Source organism: Streptomyces sp. NPDC031274 (genome assembly GCF_055570235.1).
Genome location: NZ_JBVIHP010000008.1, coordinates 98,320 through 115,936 on the forward strand (window position 1 = coordinate 98,320; position 17,617 = coordinate 115,936).

At 70.7% G+C, this 17,617-nt stretch carries 21 protein-coding genes and 1 pseudogene; 7 read left to right on the forward strand and 15 right to left on the reverse strand.

What is annotated here, in order from left to right:
* Window positions 1-9: 9 nt before the first annotated feature.
* On the reverse strand, window positions 10-1,233 hold the full coding sequence (locus tag ACZ5CR_RS15275; RefSeq protein WP_468857548.1) for a 4-hydroxybenzoate 3-monooxygenase: 1,224 nt from the start codon (window positions 1,231-1,233) through the stop codon (window positions 10-12).
* Window positions 1,234-1,381: 148 nt separating this feature from the next.
* Here ACZ5CR_RS15275 and ACZ5CR_RS15280 point away from each other — a divergent pair, with 148 nt between their 5' ends.
* The 3 genes from ACZ5CR_RS15280 (at window position 1,382) to ACZ5CR_RS15290 (ending at window position 2,796) form a co-directional block, all read left to right on the forward strand.
* Entirely contained in the window at window positions 1,382-1,849 is a 468-nt protein-coding gene (locus ACZ5CR_RS15280) for a hypothetical protein (RefSeq protein ID WP_468857549.1), read from the forward strand.
* 62 nt (window positions 1,850-1,911) lie between these two features.
* Window positions 1,912-2,445, forward strand: coding sequence for a chloramphenicol phosphotransferase CPT (gene cpt, locus ACZ5CR_RS15285; protein ID WP_468857551.1), 534 nt, complete (start codon window positions 1,912-1,914; stop codon window positions 2,443-2,445).
* 222 nt (window positions 2,446-2,667) lie between these two features.
* Window positions 2,668-2,796, forward strand: coding sequence for an LPFR motif small protein (locus ACZ5CR_RS15290; RefSeq protein ID WP_389916323.1), 129 nt, complete (start codon window positions 2,668-2,670; stop codon window positions 2,794-2,796).
* 70 nt (window positions 2,797-2,866) lie between these two features.
* On the opposite strand, the gene ACZ5CR_RS15295 is transcribed toward ACZ5CR_RS15290, so the two are convergent.
* Entirely contained in the window at window positions 2,867-3,217 is a 351-nt protein-coding gene (locus ACZ5CR_RS15295) for a PRC-barrel domain-containing protein (RefSeq protein ID WP_453524333.1), read from the reverse strand.
* A 229-nt stretch (window positions 3,218-3,446) separates the two neighbouring features.
* Here ACZ5CR_RS15295 and ACZ5CR_RS15300 point away from each other — a divergent pair, with 229 nt between their 5' ends.
* Window positions 3,447-4,499 carry an iron-containing redox enzyme family protein gene (locus tag ACZ5CR_RS15300; protein WP_468857552.1) on the forward strand — a complete coding sequence of 351 codons (1,053 nt, stop codon included), beginning with the start codon at window positions 3,447-3,449 and terminating at the stop codon, window positions 4,497-4,499.
* 34 nt (window positions 4,500-4,533) lie between these two features.
* Here ACZ5CR_RS15300 and ACZ5CR_RS15305 read toward each other — a convergent pair whose 3' ends face one another.
* Window positions 4,534-5,580, reverse strand: coding sequence for a MerR family transcriptional regulator (locus ACZ5CR_RS15305; RefSeq protein ID WP_468857554.1), 1,047 nt, complete (start codon window positions 5,578-5,580; stop codon window positions 4,534-4,536).
* Between the two features lie 154 nt (window positions 5,581-5,734).
* On the opposite strand from ACZ5CR_RS15305, the gene ACZ5CR_RS15310 reads away from it, so the two are divergent.
* On the forward strand, window positions 5,735-6,349 hold the full coding sequence (locus ACZ5CR_RS15310; RefSeq protein ID WP_468857555.1) for an RNA polymerase sigma factor: 615 nt from the start codon (window positions 5,735-5,737) through the stop codon (window positions 6,347-6,349).
* Between the two features lie 252 nt (window positions 6,350-6,601).
* Here ACZ5CR_RS15310 and ACZ5CR_RS15315 read toward each other — a convergent pair whose 3' ends face one another.
* The 5 genes and pseudogenes from ACZ5CR_RS15315 to ACZ5CR_RS15335 all read right to left on the reverse strand — a co-directional run bounded on the left by ACZ5CR_RS15315 (window position 6,602) and on the right by ACZ5CR_RS15335 (window position 10,989).
* Entirely contained in the window at window positions 6,602-7,312 is a 711-nt protein-coding gene (locus tag ACZ5CR_RS15315; protein WP_468857557.1) for a C39 family peptidase, read from the reverse strand.
* A gap of 69 nt (window positions 7,313-7,381) precedes the next feature.
* A complete protein-coding gene (locus ACZ5CR_RS15320; RefSeq protein WP_468857558.1) occupies window positions 7,382-8,038 on the reverse strand; it encodes a peptidoglycan-binding domain-containing protein in 657 nt (218 codons plus the stop codon).
* Window positions 8,039-8,243: 205 nt separating this feature from the next.
* On the reverse strand, window positions 8,244-9,224 hold the full coding sequence (locus ACZ5CR_RS15325) for an ArsR/SmtB family transcription factor (RefSeq protein ID WP_468857560.1): 981 nt from the start codon (window positions 9,222-9,224) through the stop codon (window positions 8,244-8,246).
* Window positions 9,225-9,339: 115 nt separating this feature from the next.
* Window positions 9,340-9,987 (reverse strand): annotated as a pseudogene (locus tag ACZ5CR_RS15330) (dioxygenase family protein); the annotation flags it as partial.
* A 45-nt stretch (window positions 9,988-10,032) separates the two neighbouring features.
* The gene (locus tag ACZ5CR_RS15335; protein ID WP_468857561.1) at window positions 10,033-10,989 is read right to left on the reverse strand and encodes a helix-turn-helix transcriptional regulator; all 957 of its coding nucleotides are present in this window, start codon (window positions 10,987-10,989) and stop codon (window positions 10,033-10,035) included.
* A gap of 177 nt (window positions 10,990-11,166) precedes the next feature.
* Between ACZ5CR_RS15335 and ACZ5CR_RS15340 the strand changes: the two genes are divergently transcribed.
* Window positions 11,167-11,925, forward strand: coding sequence for a PP2C family protein-serine/threonine phosphatase (locus tag ACZ5CR_RS15340; RefSeq protein WP_468857562.1), 759 nt, complete (start codon window positions 11,167-11,169; stop codon window positions 11,923-11,925).
* 101 nt (window positions 11,926-12,026) lie between these two features.
* Window positions 12,027-12,647, forward strand: coding sequence for an L-threonylcarbamoyladenylate synthase (locus ACZ5CR_RS15345; RefSeq protein ID WP_468857563.1), 621 nt, complete (start codon window positions 12,027-12,029; stop codon window positions 12,645-12,647).
* A gap of 36 nt (window positions 12,648-12,683) precedes the next feature.
* On the opposite strand, the gene ACZ5CR_RS15350 is transcribed toward ACZ5CR_RS15345, so the two are convergent.
* The 7 genes from ACZ5CR_RS15350 to ACZ5CR_RS15380 form a co-directional block, all read right to left on the reverse strand.
* The gene (locus tag ACZ5CR_RS15350; protein ID WP_468857564.1) at window positions 12,684-13,343 is read right to left on the reverse strand and encodes an alpha-ketoglutarate-dependent dioxygenase AlkB family protein; all 660 of its coding nucleotides are present in this window, start codon (window positions 13,341-13,343) and stop codon (window positions 12,684-12,686) included.
* A complete protein-coding gene (locus ACZ5CR_RS15355) occupies window positions 13,340-13,903 on the reverse strand; it encodes a hypothetical protein (RefSeq protein ID WP_468857565.1) in 564 nt (187 codons plus the stop codon). The genes ACZ5CR_RS15350 and ACZ5CR_RS15355 overlap by 4 nt, the downstream gene beginning before the upstream one ends.
* Window positions 13,900-14,205, reverse strand: a complete 306-nt coding sequence (locus ACZ5CR_RS15360) for a metal-binding protein (RefSeq protein ID WP_468857567.1) — start codon at window positions 14,203-14,205, stop codon at window positions 13,900-13,902. Before ACZ5CR_RS15360 ends, ACZ5CR_RS15355 begins: the two co-directional genes overlap by 4 nt.
* A complete protein-coding gene (locus ACZ5CR_RS15365; protein ID WP_468857569.1) occupies window positions 14,202-14,936 on the reverse strand; it encodes a 2OG-Fe(II) oxygenase in 735 nt (244 codons plus the stop codon). Before ACZ5CR_RS15365 ends, ACZ5CR_RS15360 begins: the two co-directional genes overlap by 4 nt.
* 57 nt (window positions 14,937-14,993) lie before the next feature.
* Window positions 14,994-15,497, reverse strand: coding sequence for a methylated-DNA--[protein]-cysteine S-methyltransferase (locus ACZ5CR_RS15370; RefSeq protein WP_468857571.1), 504 nt, complete (start codon window positions 15,495-15,497; stop codon window positions 14,994-14,996).
* Between the two features lie 61 nt (window positions 15,498-15,558).
* Window positions 15,559-16,428 carry a DMT family transporter gene (locus ACZ5CR_RS15375; protein ID WP_468857572.1) on the reverse strand — a complete coding sequence of 290 codons (870 nt, stop codon included), beginning with the start codon at window positions 16,426-16,428 and terminating at the stop codon, window positions 15,559-15,561.
* A gap of 173 nt (window positions 16,429-16,601) precedes the next feature.
* Window positions 16,602-17,528 (reverse strand): EamA family transporter, encoded by a 927-nt coding sequence (locus tag ACZ5CR_RS15380; protein WP_468857574.1) that lies wholly within the window; start codon window positions 17,526-17,528, stop codon window positions 16,602-16,604.
* Window positions 17,529-17,617 lie beyond the last annotated feature (89 nt).

Genomic DNA, 17,617 nt, shown 5'->3' on the forward strand with positions numbered 1-17,617 from the left:
CGAACGCGGTCAGTTGCCCGCGCCCTTCCCGATGTAGAGCTCGGCGAACGCCGCCGCGGCCGCCGGCGAGCCGAGAATCCTGCGCAGCCGGGCGGCCGCGGTGCCCGCCTTGAAGGGGACCCCCGACGACGGCCCGTGCAGGACCTCCGAGAGCCACTGGGAGAACTCCTGGTACTGCCACACCCGCGGCAGGCACGCCTCCGAGTAGCCGCTCAGGTCGCGCTCGTCCCCTTCAGCGCAGTAGGCGACGAGCGCGTCACCGAGCAGCAGCGCGTCGTGCAGCGCCAGGTTCATGCCCTTCGCGGCGATCGGCGCGGCGAGGTGGGCGGCGTCGCCCGCGAGGTACAGCCGCCCGTAGGACATGGGTTCCACGACGTAGTTGTGCATGTCGAGGACGCGCTTCTCGATCAGTCGGCCCTCGGTGAGCGGTGGCGCCCCCGCCACCGAGAGGCGGGCGTGCAGCTCAGACCAGACACGCTCGTGCGACCAGTTCTCGGGGTCGTCGCCGGGCGGGCACTCCAGGTAGTAGCGGGTGACCTCGGGGCTCCGGGCCATGTGGGCCGCGAAGCCGCGCGGGTGGATGCCGAAGACGACGCAGTCCGATGACGGCGGCGCCTCGGCGAGGAGAGCGAGCCAGCCGATGCCGTAGTCGTGCCGGGCGACGGTGGCCCGCTCCGCCCCCAGGTAGGTGCGCGTCACACCGCGCGCGCCGTCGCAGCCCGCGACGGCGTCGCATTCGACGCGTATGCGCTCGCCCGTGGCCGGGTCCGTGTACGACACCGAGGGGTGGTCCGTGTCGATGTCGTGCAGTTCCACGTCGCGCACGCCGAAACGGATGTCGCCGCCCGCGCGGTCGGCATAGGCGCGCACCAGGTCCGTCACCAGCAGAGGCTGGGGATAGACGAAGTGGCGGTTCCCCGACAACTCGCCGTAGGCGAACCGGTGGCGCTCCCCCGCCCATCGGAACTCGCACTCACCGTGCGTCTGCGCGTGCACGAGGAGCCGGCCGGCAAGGCCCCGCTCCTCCAGGGCGCGCACCGCCCACTCCTCGATGAAGCCCGCACGGGGACGCTGTTCGATGAACTCCCTGCTCTCCGTCTCCAGGACCACGCAGTCGACGGAGGCGGCACGCAGGATGTTGGCGACGGTGAGTCCCGCCGGTCCGGCTCCTACGACGACGACGCGAGGGCGCCTTCGCGACGCGGAGGGCTGGGGAGTTGAGGCGAGGTCCATCCGAGAATTATGACGGGGACACGACGAGAGGAGAGACCACCCCCGACGGGACAGACGCCCATGGATGTGGTGCGACAATCTGCCCTGGACCTCGCCCCGTGCCCGATCACCGGTGCGTGCGTCGGTCCCGTTGCGGGAGGCGCCGGTCATGGACGTCCCCGGGGCATCGGCGCCCCGGCGGACCGGCGGTGGGGAGGAGTCGATGGTGGTGGAGTGGCGATATGTCGCCAAGGGCGTGCGGGTCGTTCCTGAGCCTGTGGCCACGCCTTTCATCTGGACGGGCGCGTACGCGGGCGCCTTCGCACTGGTGACTGTGCTCGACCTGCTCGGTGCGCTCGACCGCACGGGGCTCGCGCTCGCGGCGCTCTCGGTGCTCGCCGCACTGCTCGGAGTGCGGGGCCGTTTCGCCGCGGCGCCGGGCACTGCCCTGTTGTGCTGGATGCTGCTGAACTTCTTCGCCGCCCACCCCATCGGGGAGATCTCCTGGGCCGGGCACCGGGATCCTGAGTGGATGGGCTGCCTGCTGGCCGCGGCTCTCATCGGCACGACGGCGGGCCGCGTCCTTCACGCACGCGCCGCGTACCGCCGCATCAGCCCGTTCGACGGCACGGGCTGACCCCCGGTCCGCGGTACAGCAAGTGGTTTCCTGTGGCGCGGGGATGCTTCTACTGTGGCGCGGTGACGACTCAGGTGATCATTCTCAATGGTGGTTCCAGCTCGGGGAAGTCCGGCATCGCCCGGTGTCTCCAGGCAGTCCTCCCGGATCCGTGGCTGACTTTCGGGTGCGACACGCTGGTCGAGGCGATGCCCGCGTCCATGCGGACCGCGTCGGAGGGAATCGAGGTCGCCGCGGACGGCGGGGTGAGCGTCGGCCCGGAGTTCAGGACGCTGGAGGCGGCATGGATCGAAGGGGTCGTGGCGATGGCCCGCGCCGGCGCACGGGTCATCGTCGACGAGGTCTTCCTCGGCGGCACGGCGTCACAGGAGCGGTGGCGGACGTCCCTCGGTGATCTGCCGGTGTTGTGGGTCGGCGTCCGCTGTGACAGCACGGTCGCCGCGGGCCGGGAGACCGCGCGGGGTGACCGTGTCGCCGGGATGGCCGCCTCCCAGGCGGAGGTGGTCCACCACGGCGTGCTCTACGACATGCAGGTGGACACGACGGCCACCGAGTCCCTGGAGTGCGCGCGAGCCATCGCCGCACGCGCCGCCTGAGTGACGGCCACTGCCCTGGGCCCGCGCCGCCCGGGCGGCGTGAACGGACGACTGCTCCGGCCGAACTCAACCTTTTGCAGTACGTCCACGCACACGCAGGCATTCAATTCGATCCGCAAGAATCAGTTTTTACGGTCGCGGGCTGGGAAACCGGGTGTACGAGGCCGTGCGGCGACGCACGGCAATTCATCACTAGTGAGCCACGGCTCTATGGAGGCCCACATGTTGAAGGCCATCGCAGATGTTGTCCGCGCCATCGGCGGAGCCATCGCCACGGTTGTCACGCTGCCGTTCCGCGCCGTCGCGCGGCTTTTCGGCGGCGCTTCCGACAGCGCACACGGCCGCCACTGAGAGCCGTACCGAAATGCCTGATGGCGTCCGGGGCACCAGGTGCCCCGGACGCCATCGGTGTCAGTGCCGCTCAGTGACCCGGACCGCTGTAGTAGCCGCCGAGCTGGTCGCGGTAGGCGGGATCGCCCAGGTGCTTCTCCTTGTCGAACTCGGGCGCGTTCTTGATCTGCTCCTTGGTCCGCGAGACCAGGATCTTCCGCTCCTCGTGGTCGATGGCGGTGACGGTGCTCGCGGGAAGGAGCACCTCCTTGCCGAAGATCCACACGCCGGTGTCGACGACGATGTACTGGTTGGCGACCTCGTCGGAGTGCTTGTCGACCTTGCCGATGTGCCCGTCAGCGGCCTCGACCTTGTAGCCCGTCAGATCGTTGTCCGGACCGTGCCCGGCCGTGGGAATGTAGCTCCAGATTTCGTTGCTCATCGAGAACTCCTCAATTGTTTTTCCCTGTTTTCCCCTGAAGGCAGGGATGCGAATAACGGGAGGGGATGATCAACCTCCACCGCATCGAGTGCCCTGCCGAAAAGAGGCCAAACAGAGAATTCCGGCCTCCATATCGGGCCTCCTATGTGTGCGTCATGATTCTTCGGGCACCTGGGACGACGAGCACACCTAGGGGAGGGACGAGCACACCTAGGGGAGGAAGGATCCGATGCCCGCTGAGAACCAGAGCCCCTCCCCCGACGACGGCCTTCCCGAGTCGCGCCGCACGAGCCCCGCCCTGCCCGAGCCCCGCGGCCCACTGTCCCGTCTCGTGGTCACCACGCTGCGCACCGGGGGGAGTCCGGGGCCGCTGTCCCTCGACACCCACGACGCCGACCCCTACGGCGACGATCTCCAGCTCGCCCTCTACACCCTCTACGAGCTGCACTACCAAGGCTTCGACGGCGTCCGCGATGATCTCGAATGGGACCCCGAACTCCTTGGGCTGCGCCGCGCGCTCGAAGGGCGCTTCGTCGGCGCCCTGCGCGCCAACTGCCGTTCCACGGACAGCGCCGACCGCGCCCTGGCCGACCTGCTCATGGAGCCCATCGGCCACAGCCGCACCAGTGTCAGCCACCATCTCCAGCACGACGGCGAACTGTGGCAGCTTCGGGAGTACGCGGCGGCGCGCTCGCTCTACCACCTCAAGGAGGCCGACCCGCACGCCTGGGTCATCCCACGGCTGCACGGCCGGGCCAAGGCGGGCATGGTGGCTGTCGAGTTCGACGAGTTCGGGGCCGGGCGCGCCGAGTACATCCACGCCCGGCTCTTCGCCGGCCTCATGGAGGACCTCGCCCTCGAGACGTCGTACGGGTACTATCTCGACGCCGCCCCGGGCGAAGTGCTCGCGACGGTCAATCTGATGTCCCTGCTCGGTCTGCACCGGGCGCTGCGCGGCGCCCTGGTCGGGCACTTCGCCGCCGTCGAGGTGACCTCGCCCCCGGGCTCGCGGCGACTGGCCGAGGCCATGCGCAGGAGCGGCGCCGGACCGGCGGCCGAGCGGTTCTACGACGAGCATGTGGCGGCCGACGCCGTTCATGAACAGGTGGTGCGGCGTGACGTCATCGGCGGCCTCCTCGCGAGCGAACCCGGCCTGGAGACGGACGTCGTCTTCGGCATCGAGGCCACGGGCTTCCTGGAGGACCGCCTCGGTGCACGGTTCCTGACCGCCTGGCGCGACGAACGCAGCGCTCTTCTAAGGCCGTTGACGACGGTGGGATGACAGGTTGGGGGGGACCGGCCGGTGCCCCAAGGCGTCAAGCGGGTCCGCGACCGGGCGTGGCCTCCCCGCGCACCCTGCTGATCTGCGCCAGCGCCTCCCGCAGGCTGGTGGGCCGCAGCGCTCCGCGCACGGTGGGACCCGCCCAGCCGGGCCCGCCCAGCATGACCACCGGACGGCCGCGGGCGCCCCGTACGCCCCAGCGGGTGTCGGCGATGTGCCGGGCCAGCGGGACGCTCGCGGTGGAGCGGGCCTGCGCCCACAGGACGACGACGGCCGGGCCCGTCCTGCGCACGGCCTCCGCGACGGCCTCGACCGGCACCGCGGCACCGAACATGCGCTGCGGAACGCCGAGTTCGCCGAGGGCGGCGCTGAGCGCCTCCAACGGGAGGGAGTGGTTCTCACCCGGTACACAGGCAAGGACGAGAGGCGTGTTCATGGCAGGCGCACCAGCGGGGGCCGGAGAGGGCGGAGCGGTGGCGCAGCGGTGCAGGGTGCGGGAGACGTGCCAGGAGAGCAGGTGCTCGACCTCCACGTAGCGGTCGCCGGCCTCTTCCCACTTGCGGCCCACCGCGTGCAGTGTCGGCACCATCACCTCCTGCCAGGCGGTGACCAGGCTGTGGCTCTCCACCGCGTCGGTGAGCAGGTCCTCCACGGTGGGCGAGTCGAGCCGTACGGCGGCGCGCGAAAGGCCGCGCCGTTGGCGGACGAACATGTCGGATGACCGCACCGGCGCCGGGCGTGCGGGCCCCCTCCGTCGCGGCACGGCGGCGGGGCCGGGGGCGGACTCCGATGCGGACTCGGCGGCGGACCCGGAGTCGAGCAGCTTGAGCGCCTCCTGGGCGGCCTCGGCCGGCGGCACCCCCGCCGACGTGAGGCGGCCCATCTCCTCCACCATCGCGACGTCCCGCTCGGACCAGCGGCGATGGTGACCGGTATCGCGCCGGGCGGGGCCGAGACCGTACCTCCGGTCCCATGTGCGCAACGTCGTCGGTGACACCCCCAGACGTCGTGCCAGAGCACCCGTGGTGACTCCCGCACCTGCCGACTCGCCGTTCCGTCCGCCGTGTTGCCCCTCGCTCATCCGGCCAAGATACGACGCACAACCGATGCGAGTTGCCGTGTGCCGGGAGCTGTTCCCAGTATGACCGGATCGCGGCCGGGGCCACGGCGCGACTGCCCGTTTCCGTTCGGTCGGACGGCGATTGCGATCGCCACGAGGAGCTGACGAAGCGTCGATGAGCGCACTGGTGTCACTGCCCACGCGGATCCCCGCCGGGGAGCGGGCCACAGCTCCGGCCAAGGATCTGGCCACGGATCTGGCCAGAGGTCTTGCCGGCGGGGACGAGGCGAGCCTCACGGCGGTGTACCGGCGGTGGGGGCCTCTGGTGCACGTCCTGGCCCAGCGCGCGCTGGGCGACAGCCGTGAGGCGGAGGACATCACCCAGCAGGTGTTCCTCGCCGCTTGGCGGGGGCGGGCAGGCTACCGCCCCGAACTCGGCAGTGTGTCGGCCTGGTTGACCGGCATCACGCGGCACAGGATCGCCGACGCGCTGGCGGCGCGCTCCCGCCGGGCGGCGCTCGTCGAGGGCGCCAGGGCACAGTACGTCGCCATGGACCACCCGGCGCTCGAAGGAATGGACTCGGCGGTCGACCGGGCGCTGATGGCACAGGAGCTGGCGAGACTGCCGGTCTCGCAGCGGACGGTGCTGCGTCTGGCGTTCTACGAGGACCTCACGCATCAGCAGATCGCCGAGCGCACCGGGTGGCCGCTGGGCACGGTCAAGAGCCATGCGCGGCGCGGTATCCACAGTCTGCGGCTCCGGCTGGAAGACGTACAGGACGGCCGGTGAAGAAATCCGGATGCCGGTGCATCCACGCGCGTCCTCGGGGCGGAAGCAAGGGGTAGCTCAGCTCGTCATGCCCGTCACGTGTTCGAGGTCGGCAGGATCGCCCAGACCCTGCTTCCTGTTCGGCCTCAGCGGAGTCGGTGCCGCTGAGGCTGCCGCCGTCACTCCCGCTACGGCGGCCGAGCGGGCTGTGGGTGGCGCACGAGTCGTGCGGCGCCGCCCACAGCCACGGCTCGCTCACTCACTCCTCATGGCTCAGGCCGCGTACCCCTTCGGCGGGATCAGAGTGGCGAGCTGGTCGAAGGAGAGCCAGTAGATCTGGTTGCCGCTGAAGGAGGCGGGGTCGGCGATGAGGACGGTACGGTTCGCGTCGTCGTAACCGATGACCGTGAAGTAGTGGTAGATCGTCTGGTCCGACGGATAGCCGGGCGGCTGGTTGCCGGGCGGGGCCACGATGTTGGTCACGAGCGGGTAGTTACTGTCGATGTCCAGGACGATGTCGTGCCACAGCAGGTCCTTCTGGGCCTGCGTGGGCGGATCGTTCGGCATCTCCTTGGTCTCGTACCAGCCGGTGCCGAGGTTGGCGTTGAGCACGCCGGTCACCTGGCTGATGTGGTCGGTGCCCGCCTCGGTGGTGCCGAGCTGCGCGGCCAGAGCGCCCTGGCTCGGCGGGGCGATCCGTGCGGACAGGGCGATGCGGGTGGCGGCGGGGCCGCACCAGTAGCCGGTCTCCTGGACCTGGTAGTCCACCGGGAGCGTGTGCGCGCTCGCCGTCCGCGCCCCGCCGACGCGCAGCCGGGTTCCGGGCTCGTTCTGTCCGCTGACGACGGCGGTCCCGGCCTTCGAGCCGTCGCCGAGCACCGACACGCTCCGGGGGTGCGCGGGTTCCGCCTGGGCGGCGGCCGGAGTGAGGAGGGCGCCTGCCGCGGCCACGGCGATCGCTGTGGAGACAAGTCTCTTGCGCATACGGGCTCCTGGTGTGAGGGCCTGCTGTGAGGGGTGGAGAGGGCGGGGGCGTGTGCGTGCGTGCGCGGGTCAGGGAATCGGCGGGACCGAAGGACCTTCCTGGGCGAGCAGGTCACGGGCGAACTGCTCCCACTGCGCGTAGCGGTCGGGGTAGGCCGAGACCTGGACGGCCTGGCAGACCTCACCCGGCGGCATCGTCTCCCATCCTGCGATCTGGATCAGTCCCGGATTGCTGCCGAAGGGGGCCACTCCGTAGAAGGACTTGGACGAGGTGGCGACGTCGGTGATCTGCTCGGGAGTGCCCCAGCCGGTACTGGGACGCTGCTGGAAGATGCCCAGGGAGTCGTGGTCCACAGGCGTCAGGTAGTTGACGAACTTGGACTCCTGCATGGCTGTCATCAGCGCGATGACCTGGCCCTGCTCGGGAATCTGGGCGCCCTTGCCGACACCGATGACGGTGCGCGCGTTGGCCAGTTCCTCGGGCCCGAGGTCGGCCGCGGTCCGGAACGTCCGGTGCAGTTCGGCGTCGGAGGCCCGGCTCAGGGCGTCGGCGGTCGCGCCGTCGACCGAGCCGGTCCGGGGCAGGCCGTGCCGCTCCTGGAACCACTTGACGCCGTGCCCGGAGGACGCCGCCGAGGCCGAGGGGGGCACGGCACAGAGGGTGCCGGCCACGGCGAGTGCGGCGGCGACGGCCGCGCGGCGGGTGAGGATACGAGTAGTGCGCAACGCCACTCCTTCATCGGATCGTCGATGCGTTCCCTCGTACCGTGCCCGGGAGTTCACACGTGGACGCGCGTTGAACGGCGCGCGGGGCAAGGTGTCGGGACGCACCGCGGTGGGGGGATGCGTGGGTAGGTGGGGGGTGCGTGTGCGACAGCTCGGACAGCTTCCTTGCATGCCCATGCCAGGCGCAATCGATGAAAGCCCAGACTTACGACCCGCTGCCGCGCAGCAGCGCGCGCCCTTCCGCGGTCGCGACATGGAGCGACCGTCCCGCCCTGCGGACCGTGGTCACAAGTCCCGCTGCACGCAGCACCTTGATGTGCTGGCTTATGGCCGGGTGGGTGACCTCAAGGAGGCGGGCGAGCTCGACCGTGGACGAGCCGGTGCGTGCCGCCTTGAGGACGGCGGCGCGTGTGTGCCCGATGAGCGGCCCCAGCGCGCCGTCGTCCGGACGGTCGAGGGGTGTGGGGTGGGTCCAGTCCGTCGCGTGGTCGATGGGATACACCAGGACGGGGGGCAGTTCACCGTCGGCGAGCGTGACTGGAGTGGGCCAGCAGAAGAACGAGGGCTGCAGGGTGATCCCCCGGCCGTCGAGACGCAGATCCTGATCCACGGGATAGTCGGCCTCCAACACCGGCGGCTGCCAGCGCAGTTGAGGACCGAGTCCCGCGAGGAGCCCGTCGGTGCCGCCGTCGAGGAGGCTGTGCAGGCGGATGATGCGGTCGGCGTCGATCTGGGCGTGGACGCGCGGCCAGAAGGGCTCGAGCGCCTCCAGGTGGTACGTGTGGAGGGCCTGCCCCAACTGCCGCAGGGCGGCGCCGTCGCCGCGCGCGAGCGACTGCGTCCATCCCGGAAGCCGACGCGAGGCGGCCACTCGCGACAGGTCCGTGCGCAGCCGCGGACGGGGGGTGCGCACAAGGGTGTCGACCGCCGCGTGGAGCGTCTGGCCCTCTCCGTGGGTGGGGGTGAGGAAGTCCGGGGAGCAGCCGTGCGGCGGCAGGAGCGGCGACAGGAGCCGGGCACTGGCCGAGAGACGCGGCCTCGCCCACCGGCGCCATTCCCCGAACACCCGCGCCCCGTCCCGCCGTTGGAGCGTCTGCACGCTGTTACTGATCTCCCAGAGGAAGTCAGGCCCCGAGGCGACCCGCACCCGCGCCAGATCCTCGGCCGTGAAGTGCACTCGCAACATGGCCCGCCCCTCCCCCTGTGCCCCGCGCCCGGCTTCGTGGCCGCCGCGTCGCCGCGCGGCAGGGCACCAGGCCATCGCCGCGAGGCGGGTGCTGTCAAGAGAGGCGGGTGGGCTACTGCGGCACGTTCAGCACGAAGTCGAAGTCCGCCTCCTTCGCGTTGCCGACGGTGCGTACGTTCATGAGCAGCCGTGCGTCGAAGATCGGGTCCGTGTTGTTGCGCGGCTCACCGGGGAAGTACAGCTGGGTCGTGAGGACCGGGCGCCCCGGGGCCTGCACCTTGACGTGCAGGTGCCGGGTGCGGCCAGGGTAGAGGCCGGGCACGATCGTGGTGAGCCTGAACGCGCCTGACGCGTCGGTGAATTGATGGCCTCGGAAGCGAAATCCCGTGTTGTCGTACGTCCCGTACGTGTCGGCCTGCCAGAAGTCCATCAGGACCCGGGGAATCGGCCGGCAGGCACGCCCGAAGACATAGCCGGTGACGGTGAGCCGTATGCCCGGCACGCCGGGCTGGAGGAGCGAGGTGCGCTGGGGGGAGTTGGGTTTGAAGTACGGTCCCTCCATCTGCGGGGGCGTCGGGTCGTCGCCGTCGTCACAGGCCGGGGTCGCCTCGGGGACCACGCCCCGCTCGCCCGCGGTCCGGGCGAGGGCGGGAACTCCCATGAGGGCCACGGGCAGGGCCATGCCCACTGCGGCGGCCGCTCTCAGGACGGTCTTTCGGCTGGGGCCGCTACCGTCTCCGCTCGTACCGATCTCGTGCTCCATCGCTCCTCCTGAGGGGGTGGGGTGGGTTCCGGATCGGCACCGAAACTATGCGGAAGGCCGGGCGCGGGCGATGGACTCAAGTCGGTGGTCGTGGTGAATATCGCCACCGCCGCGCCGGAAGTCTCCGGGACTCGCGCCGGTCTCGCGGCGGAAGAACCGACAGAAGTAGGCCGGGTCCCCGAAACCGACCCGGGCGGCTACCTGACGGACCGACAACTCCGTACGCAGGAGCAGGCGTTTGGCCTCGTGCACCCGCGTCTGCCGGATCAGTTCGCCGGGCGTGCGGCCGGTGGAGGCCTTCACCGCCTCGCTGAGGTAGCTCACGGAGACACCGAGGTGCCCCGCGCAGGCGCGCACGGAAAGGAGGGAACCCTCCGGGGTGCCGAGCAGGGCCACGAACTCCGCGGCGACCGCGCCGGGCCGTGAGCGGGGTGCGGGCGGGGCCGGCGCCGGATGCCGCGCGGGCAGCCGCGCCGAACGCACCACGAGAACGTGCAGCAAGGCCCGCAGCACGCTCTGGAATCCGTCGGCCCCCGCCCGGTACTCGCCGTCCAACTCGGCGACGAGGCGCGCGATCCGGTCCGCCGACTCGTCGGGCATTTCGATCCAGGAGCGCCGCCCGAGCCCCCGCAGCGCCCGGCGGTCCGCGGGGTGGTCGAGAAGGAAGTCGTCGGTGAAGAGAATGACGCTCCCTTCGAGGCCGGTGACGTTCTCCCAGTGGTGGACCTGGCCGGGGGCGATGAAGCAGAGGTTCGGCGGCCGCAGCGGGAAGCGGGTCAGGTCGACGACGTGCCTGCCGGTGCCGCCGGTGACGTGGACGATCTCGTGGAAGGTGTGCCGGTGCGGGAACGCCGCACGTGACATCGGTCCGATGGTGTCGAACGTGCCGATGGCGAACGGCAGCGCGTTGGGCATGGGCACCTCCAGGCGATGCGTCGGCATGCCCTCCTCACCGGGTAATCCGCTGTTCCCCTCGCCGGGCAAGACCGTTGTACCGCGCATGCGTACGCTCCTCACCACACCGGAGACTGGTCCAGACCAGCCGACTCCCCCACCATGGCATGCACGGTCGCCTACGGGGCAGAGGGTGGCCACGGGCCGTCACTGAGCCGTGTGCGGCCGTCGGCGTGACAATGGTGGTGCGGAGCACGCCTGCCGTTACGGAGAGGCGGGACAGGGATGCCGTACATAACAGTCACCGCGCTGAGCCACCCGGGGCTCGTACGCGACAACAACGAGGACAGTCTGGCCGTCGGTCCATGGACGCTCTGCGGGACCACGACCGAGAACCCGCAGACCCTGGGGTTCCCGCTCGGCACCCCCCTCGTCGTCGCCGTCGCCGACGGCATCGGCGGCCAGCCCGGCGGCGAGGTGGCCAGTGGCGTCGTCGTACGACGGCTGGCGTCGCTCGGACCCCTGCTGGACAGCGAGCAGGCCGTTCGTGACGCGCTGAACGCCTGCAATCACGCCGTGTACGAGGCCGCCGAGCACGATCCGGAGCTGGCCACCATGGGGACGACGGTCGCGGGTGTCGTCGTCCTCGGGACGGAACTCCTCGTGTTCAACGTCGGTGACAGCAGGGTGCTCGACGTGAGCCGGAGCGGCGCCCCCAGGCCACTCCGCCAGGTGAGCGTCGACGACAGCCCACCTCCGGTGCCGGGGCGGCGCACCACGTCGATCGTCACGCAGGCGCTCGGCGGTGCGCTCCGGTTCAGCGCGGTCACCCCGCACGTCAGCACGCTGCCGCTCGTCGCGGGTGAACGCTATCTGGTGTGCAGCGACGGCCTGACCGACCCCGTGCCCGAGGACGTCCTCGACGAGCTGCTCGCGGCCCACGACGGCGACCGGGCGGTCTTCGAGCTGTGGAAGGCCGCCGTCGACGCGGGTGGCCCCGACAACATCACGCTCGCGCTGATCAGCGTGGTCGACGACGACTGACCGCACCCTGCGCGACCGACGGTGCGGTTGTGGCCCCAGACCTCGCGGCTGCGCCCGCTGGGGAACCGGGGACTTCTGTTGCGATCACGTACGCTCGGCGGATGGCCAAGTATTTTGACGTGCATCCCGACAATCCCCAGCCGCGCAGCATCGGCACCGTGGCCGACAGCATCCGCTCCGGCGCGCTCATCGCGTATCCGACGGACTCCTGTTTCGCCCTGGGATGCCAGCTGGGCAACCGTGACGGCCTCGACCGCATCCGCAGGATCCGCAACCTCGACGATCGCCACCACTTCACCCTGGTCTGCCAGAACTTCGCGCAGCTGGGTCAGTTCGTGCACATCGACAACGACGTGTTCCGTGCGATCAAGGCCGCGACGCCGGGCAGTTACACCTTCATCCTCCCCGCGACGAAGGAGGTGCCGCGCCAGCTCCTGCACCCGAAGAAGAAGACCGTCGGGGTCCGGATTCCCGACCATGTCGTCACGCAGGCCCTGCTCACCGAGCTCGGTGAGCCGCTGCTCTCCAGCACCCTGCTCCTGCCCGACGAGGAGGAGCCGCTGACGCAGGGCTGGGAGATCAAGGAACGGCTCGACCACCAGGTGGACGCCGTGGTCGACTCGGGTGACTGCGGCACGAGCCCGACCACCGTCATCGACTTCTCCGGCGGCGAGGCCGAGATCGTGCGCCGAGGGGCGGGCGACACCTCGCGGTTCGAGTAACCGCTTTCGCGTGGCCGCGCGGCTCCGGGCACCTGGTCAGCCGGTGAGACCGGTGACCCGCATCGTGATGTTCAGGCGGCCCGAGGTCAGACCGGTCGCGGGGTCCGCGGTGCCCTCGTGGACCTTGGGCACGCCGTGGAAGATGTAGCGCGAGGGGCCGCCGAAGACGAACAGGTCACCTGTGGCCAGTTCGATGTCGGTGTAGGGCTTGGTGCGGGTCTCGGTGTTGCCCACGCGGAACACGCAGGTGTCGCCGATGGACAGGGAGACCACCGGGGCCGACGACCGCTCGTCCTTGTCCTGGTGCATGCCCATCCTGGCCTGCCCGTCATAGAAGTTGATCAGCGCCGTGTCCGGCGTGTAGTCGGCCGCGGCCGACGCGTCCGCGTACGCCTCGGTCAGCGCCCGGCGCCCGAGCTCGACCATCCACTCCGGGAACGCCGCGACCTGCTGCCCGTTCACGTCGCCGGCGGTGCGGGTGTACCGGTACGGCTGCCAGTGCCAGCCGACGCACACCGTCTGTACGGACATGATCCCGCCACGCGGCAGCTCGGTGTGGCGGATCGGCACAGGACCGGTGGCCCAGCTTCGGCACGCCGTGACGAGTTCGCGCTGCTGCTCCAGGGTGAGCCACTGCGGCACGTGCACCGCGCCGGGGGCGATCTCCGTGGTGGGGCGGGGGATCAGGGCGCTCACGCGGTCACCTCGGCGGGCAGGTGGGTGGTGACCCAGCGGTGGCGTACGTCCCAGGTGGCGCCGTCGGCTGTCGCGCCGCGCAGGCCGTGGAGCACGTCGTCTCCGGCGAGGGCGGGAACGCGGGAGTCCTGGAGCGAGGCGAAGGCGTAGCTGCGGGCCGGGTCCCAGTCGGTGGAGTGGCGCAGCCGGCGGGCCAGCTGGGCGAGGCCGAGCGGCGCGGCGGCCATGACCCAGGCGTCCGGGAGCTCCGCGGTGAGGCGGTGCGCGGGGCGCAGCCAGGACGCGGCCGTCTCGGGCCAGCTCACCGTGGTGAGGATCGTGCCGCCGCGGTCCTTCCACGCGGCGGCGAAGGCCTCGGCGGCGGCCCGGGACGCGGTGTCGCGGCTGTGGCCGACGGTGACGGTCCCGATTCGCGCCTTCGGCAGGGTCAACAGGCCGATCAGGGCGGCGAGTTCGGCTTCGGTGTGCGCGGCGGGGGCGGGCAGGTCAGCGTGGGCGGCGAGGTCAGCGGCGCCGATCAGGGGGGAGCGGGAGTTCTCCCGGTCCTTCAGGATGCTCATGGTGTGCCGGTGCTTTCTGGGTCAGCTTTCCATCGAGCGTACTGAGCGGGCAGCCAGACCGCACAGGGGCGGTATCCGGCCGCGACCGCGGTGCCCTCGTCGGGGAAGAACACCCGGTGGATGGAGTAGGGGCCGCGGGCGACGGCCCGCAGCGCGGAAGGGCAGTCAAGGCGGCCGTACAGGCGCCCGCGGCGATGTCCGCCCAGAGTGCCCGGCGTGCCGCTGGGGTACGGCTTTCCGTCCGGGCCGCACAGGGTGTACGTAGGCGGATACGGGCACCCGGCGGCCTGGTCGGGGTTCATGCCGCGTCGTGGAAGACCAGGCCGAGCGTGCGCCGCCGCCCGGAGCGGACGGTGCTCACGCCGTGCCGCATCGGCGCGGTCGACCAGCCGCGCTTGGAGGCCACGGGCCGGTCCCGGGTCGTGAAGACGAGCCCGTGGCCCTGCGGCAGGGTCGTGGACGATCCGCGCGACTGGGCGCGGGGGCGCTGCTCGGTCATGATGAACTCACCACCGGTGAAATCGGTCCCGGGGGCGTCGAGGCCGATGACGACCTGGAGCGGGAAGAGCATGTCGCCGAAGACGTCGCGGTGCAGGGCGTTCCAGTCGCCGGGCCCGTAGCGCAGGAGGATCTGTGCGGACTTGGCCTGCCCGGCCGCGTGGCACATCGCCACCCACTCCTCCAGGCTCTCGGGCCAGGGGGCGGGCTTGCCGAGCTTCTCGGCCCAGTCGCGGGCGATGGGCAGCAGCCGAGGGTAGAACGCCTCACGCAACTCACGTACTACATCGGGGAGTTCATGGGTGAAGTAGCGGTACCGGCCGGAGCCGAAGCGGTAGCGGCCCATGTCGATGGTCGCGCGGAAGCGGTCGGCCTCGTCGTACAGGGCGGCGATGTCGCGGCAGACGCCGGGGGCCAGCAGCCGGCCGGTGAGGGCGTGGCCGTGCTCGTCGAGCTCGGCGGTCAGCGCGTCCCAGTTCCCGGCGGCGACGCGTTCGCCGACGCGGGTGTCCGCCACCTGAGTGGTGTCGATCATGATCAGGGCCCTTCGTGGTCGTGCGGGTCGCAGGAGGGCGGGTCGGGCGAGGGCGGGTCAGACGAGGGTGGGCTGCAGAGCGCCTTCGTGGGTGAGGAGTTGGACCTTGCGTTCCACGCCGCCCGCGTAGCCGCGCAGGGAGCCGTCCGCGCCGATCACGCGGTGACACGGGCGCACAAGGAGCAGCGGGTTCGCGCCGATCGCGGCGCCCAGGGCCTGGACCCGCGCACGGTCCACGCCGAGCCGCTCGGCGAGTGCGCCGTAGGTGGTCGCTGTGCCGTACGGGATCTCCTCAAGGGCACTCCAGACGTGCTGCTGAAAGTCGGTGCCGCTCGGGGTGAACTCCACGTCGAACTGGGTGAGTTCACTGGTGAAGTAGGCGGCAATCTGTCGGGCGACCTCCGAGAACCGGCCGGGATCGCGGACCCAACCGCGCCGCACAGCCGGTGTGTTCTTCTGGCCGGGCATGGACAGCGACGTCAGCGAGACGCCGTCCGGTGTCGGCTCTCCCACCAGAAGCAGCTCGCCGAGCGGGCTGGTGATGGTCGTGTAGGCGGTCATCGTGGTCTCCTCGTCCTGCCTTGTCCTGCTTTCCTTCCGCTTCCACCATGAGGTGTCGAGATCACGCGTGCTGGCGGCATTCGGACACGATCTTCTGTCGGCGGGTCATGCCGACTCCGACAAGTACGACCGCCATCCCCGCGGCCACCCGGAGGCTGAAGGCCTCGTCGAGCACGATGGCGCCCAGCGCCACGGAGACCACCGGCAGCAGATACCCGACGGTCGCCGCGTTGGTCGCGCCCTCGTCCGCGATGATCCGGTAGGTGAGGTGGAAGGTGACGCCGGTGGCGAAGATCCCCAGGATGACCACGGCGATCAGCGCGGTGCGATCCACGTGGATCGTCTCCAGGCCGCCGACCGGCAGGGCCAGTGCCGTCAGGCCCGTGGCCGCCATGAGCTGGGCGGCGGAGAGGGAAAGGGTGGGAATGCCCTTCCCGACGAGGTGGTGCCCCATGTACGCGAAACCGACGGCGTAGCTCGCCGCCGCACCCACGATGGCGAGCGCGCCCCAACTCGTCAGGCCTGACTGCTGCCATGGGGCGAAGATCAGCGACGTACCCGCGAAACCGATGAGGAGCCCTGCGAGGCGGATGGGGCGCAGTCCTCGTTCCGTGCCGATGGCGAGGCCGATCAGGACGGACCACAGCGGGGTCGTCGCGTTCAGGGCGCCCGCCACACCGGAGTCGACGGTCTGCTGGCCGACGCTGAAGAGGCCGAAGGGCAGGGCATTGCAGAAGACGGCGGCGACGAAGATGTGCTTCCACGTCGCACGGCCCCGGGGAAGGCGGCCACGCGTACTGAAGAGCAGGACCGTCAGGGTCGCCGCGCCGAGTGCGCAGCGAAGGAGGGTGACCTGCACGGGAGACAGGCCTTCCAGGGCCAGTTTGATCCAGAGGAAGGTCGATCCCCACAGGAGGGCGAGTACGCCCACTCTTGCCGCTGCCCAGGTTCTTCCGGGGACGCCATTCACTGTTCGCTCTCGCTCTCCTTGGCCGGGCCGTTGTCAGGGAACGATGCCGTCGCCGACCCGAAAGGACAAGCAACAAGTTTTGAACTTTCGTTAAGCTCAGCTACATCCGCATTCCTTGGCTGACCGCGTGCGCCTCAGGTCCGCTTCAGGACGCTGACGCCGTTCGCCGTCACGATCGCCGCGATGGCGAGCCACTCCACCCAGCCCAGGGACTGACCCAGGACGACCATGCCCACCAGCGCCGCGAGGACCGGGTTGACGCTCATGAAGATCCCGAAGAAGCGGGCGTCGACCCGGCGCAGGGCGAGCAGGTCGGCGAGGAACGGGATCGCGGAGGAGAGGATGCCCGCGGTGGCGGCGCAGGCAAGGGCGGTGGCCGTCGGCGGGTGGTGGGCGAGGACCACGATGCCGACCGGCAGATAGAGGAGCCCGGAGATCCCCGCGGCGGCGGCCGAGCCCTCGACACCCGGGAGGCGGGCTCCGACCGTACGGTTGAGCAGGATGTACGAGGCCCAGCAGGCCGCGGCGAGCAGGCCGAGCGCGATACCGACGTAATCCGTGCTGGGTCGGGGGCGGGCCAGGGCCACCACCGCCGCGCCCGCGACGACCGCACAGCCGAGGTCCACCGCACGGCGGGACGCGGCCAGCGCGACCGACAGCGGGCCCAGGAACTCAAGGGTCACCGCGAGACCGAGGCCCACGCGGTCGATCGCGGTGTAGAGGGAGAGGTTCATGGTGGCGAAGACCGCCGCCAGGCAGAGCAGCGGCCACCACTGACGCCAGGTGAAGGCGCGTATCTTGGGCCTGCCCACCGTCAGGAGCACGGCTCCGGCGACCCACTGCCGCACGGCCACGACACCGGCGGGGCCGATGACACCGAACGCCAAGGCGCCCGTGGCAGCGCCGACTTGGTTGGACAGGCCGCTGCCGAACATCATCGCCATGCCCGGCAGACGGCCTCGTGAACTCCCGCCCGCACTGGCCGGACCGCCCCGACCGGCCGGACCGCCCTGACCGGCCGGAACGACAGCGGGCGCGGCTTGGCTCTGAGACGTTCGCATGCATCGCAGGATGTGTCACTCACGCGCATACGAAAAATGCATGCACGCGCTCATCTATACGCTTTGGTTATCCATACGCCTCGGCTGTC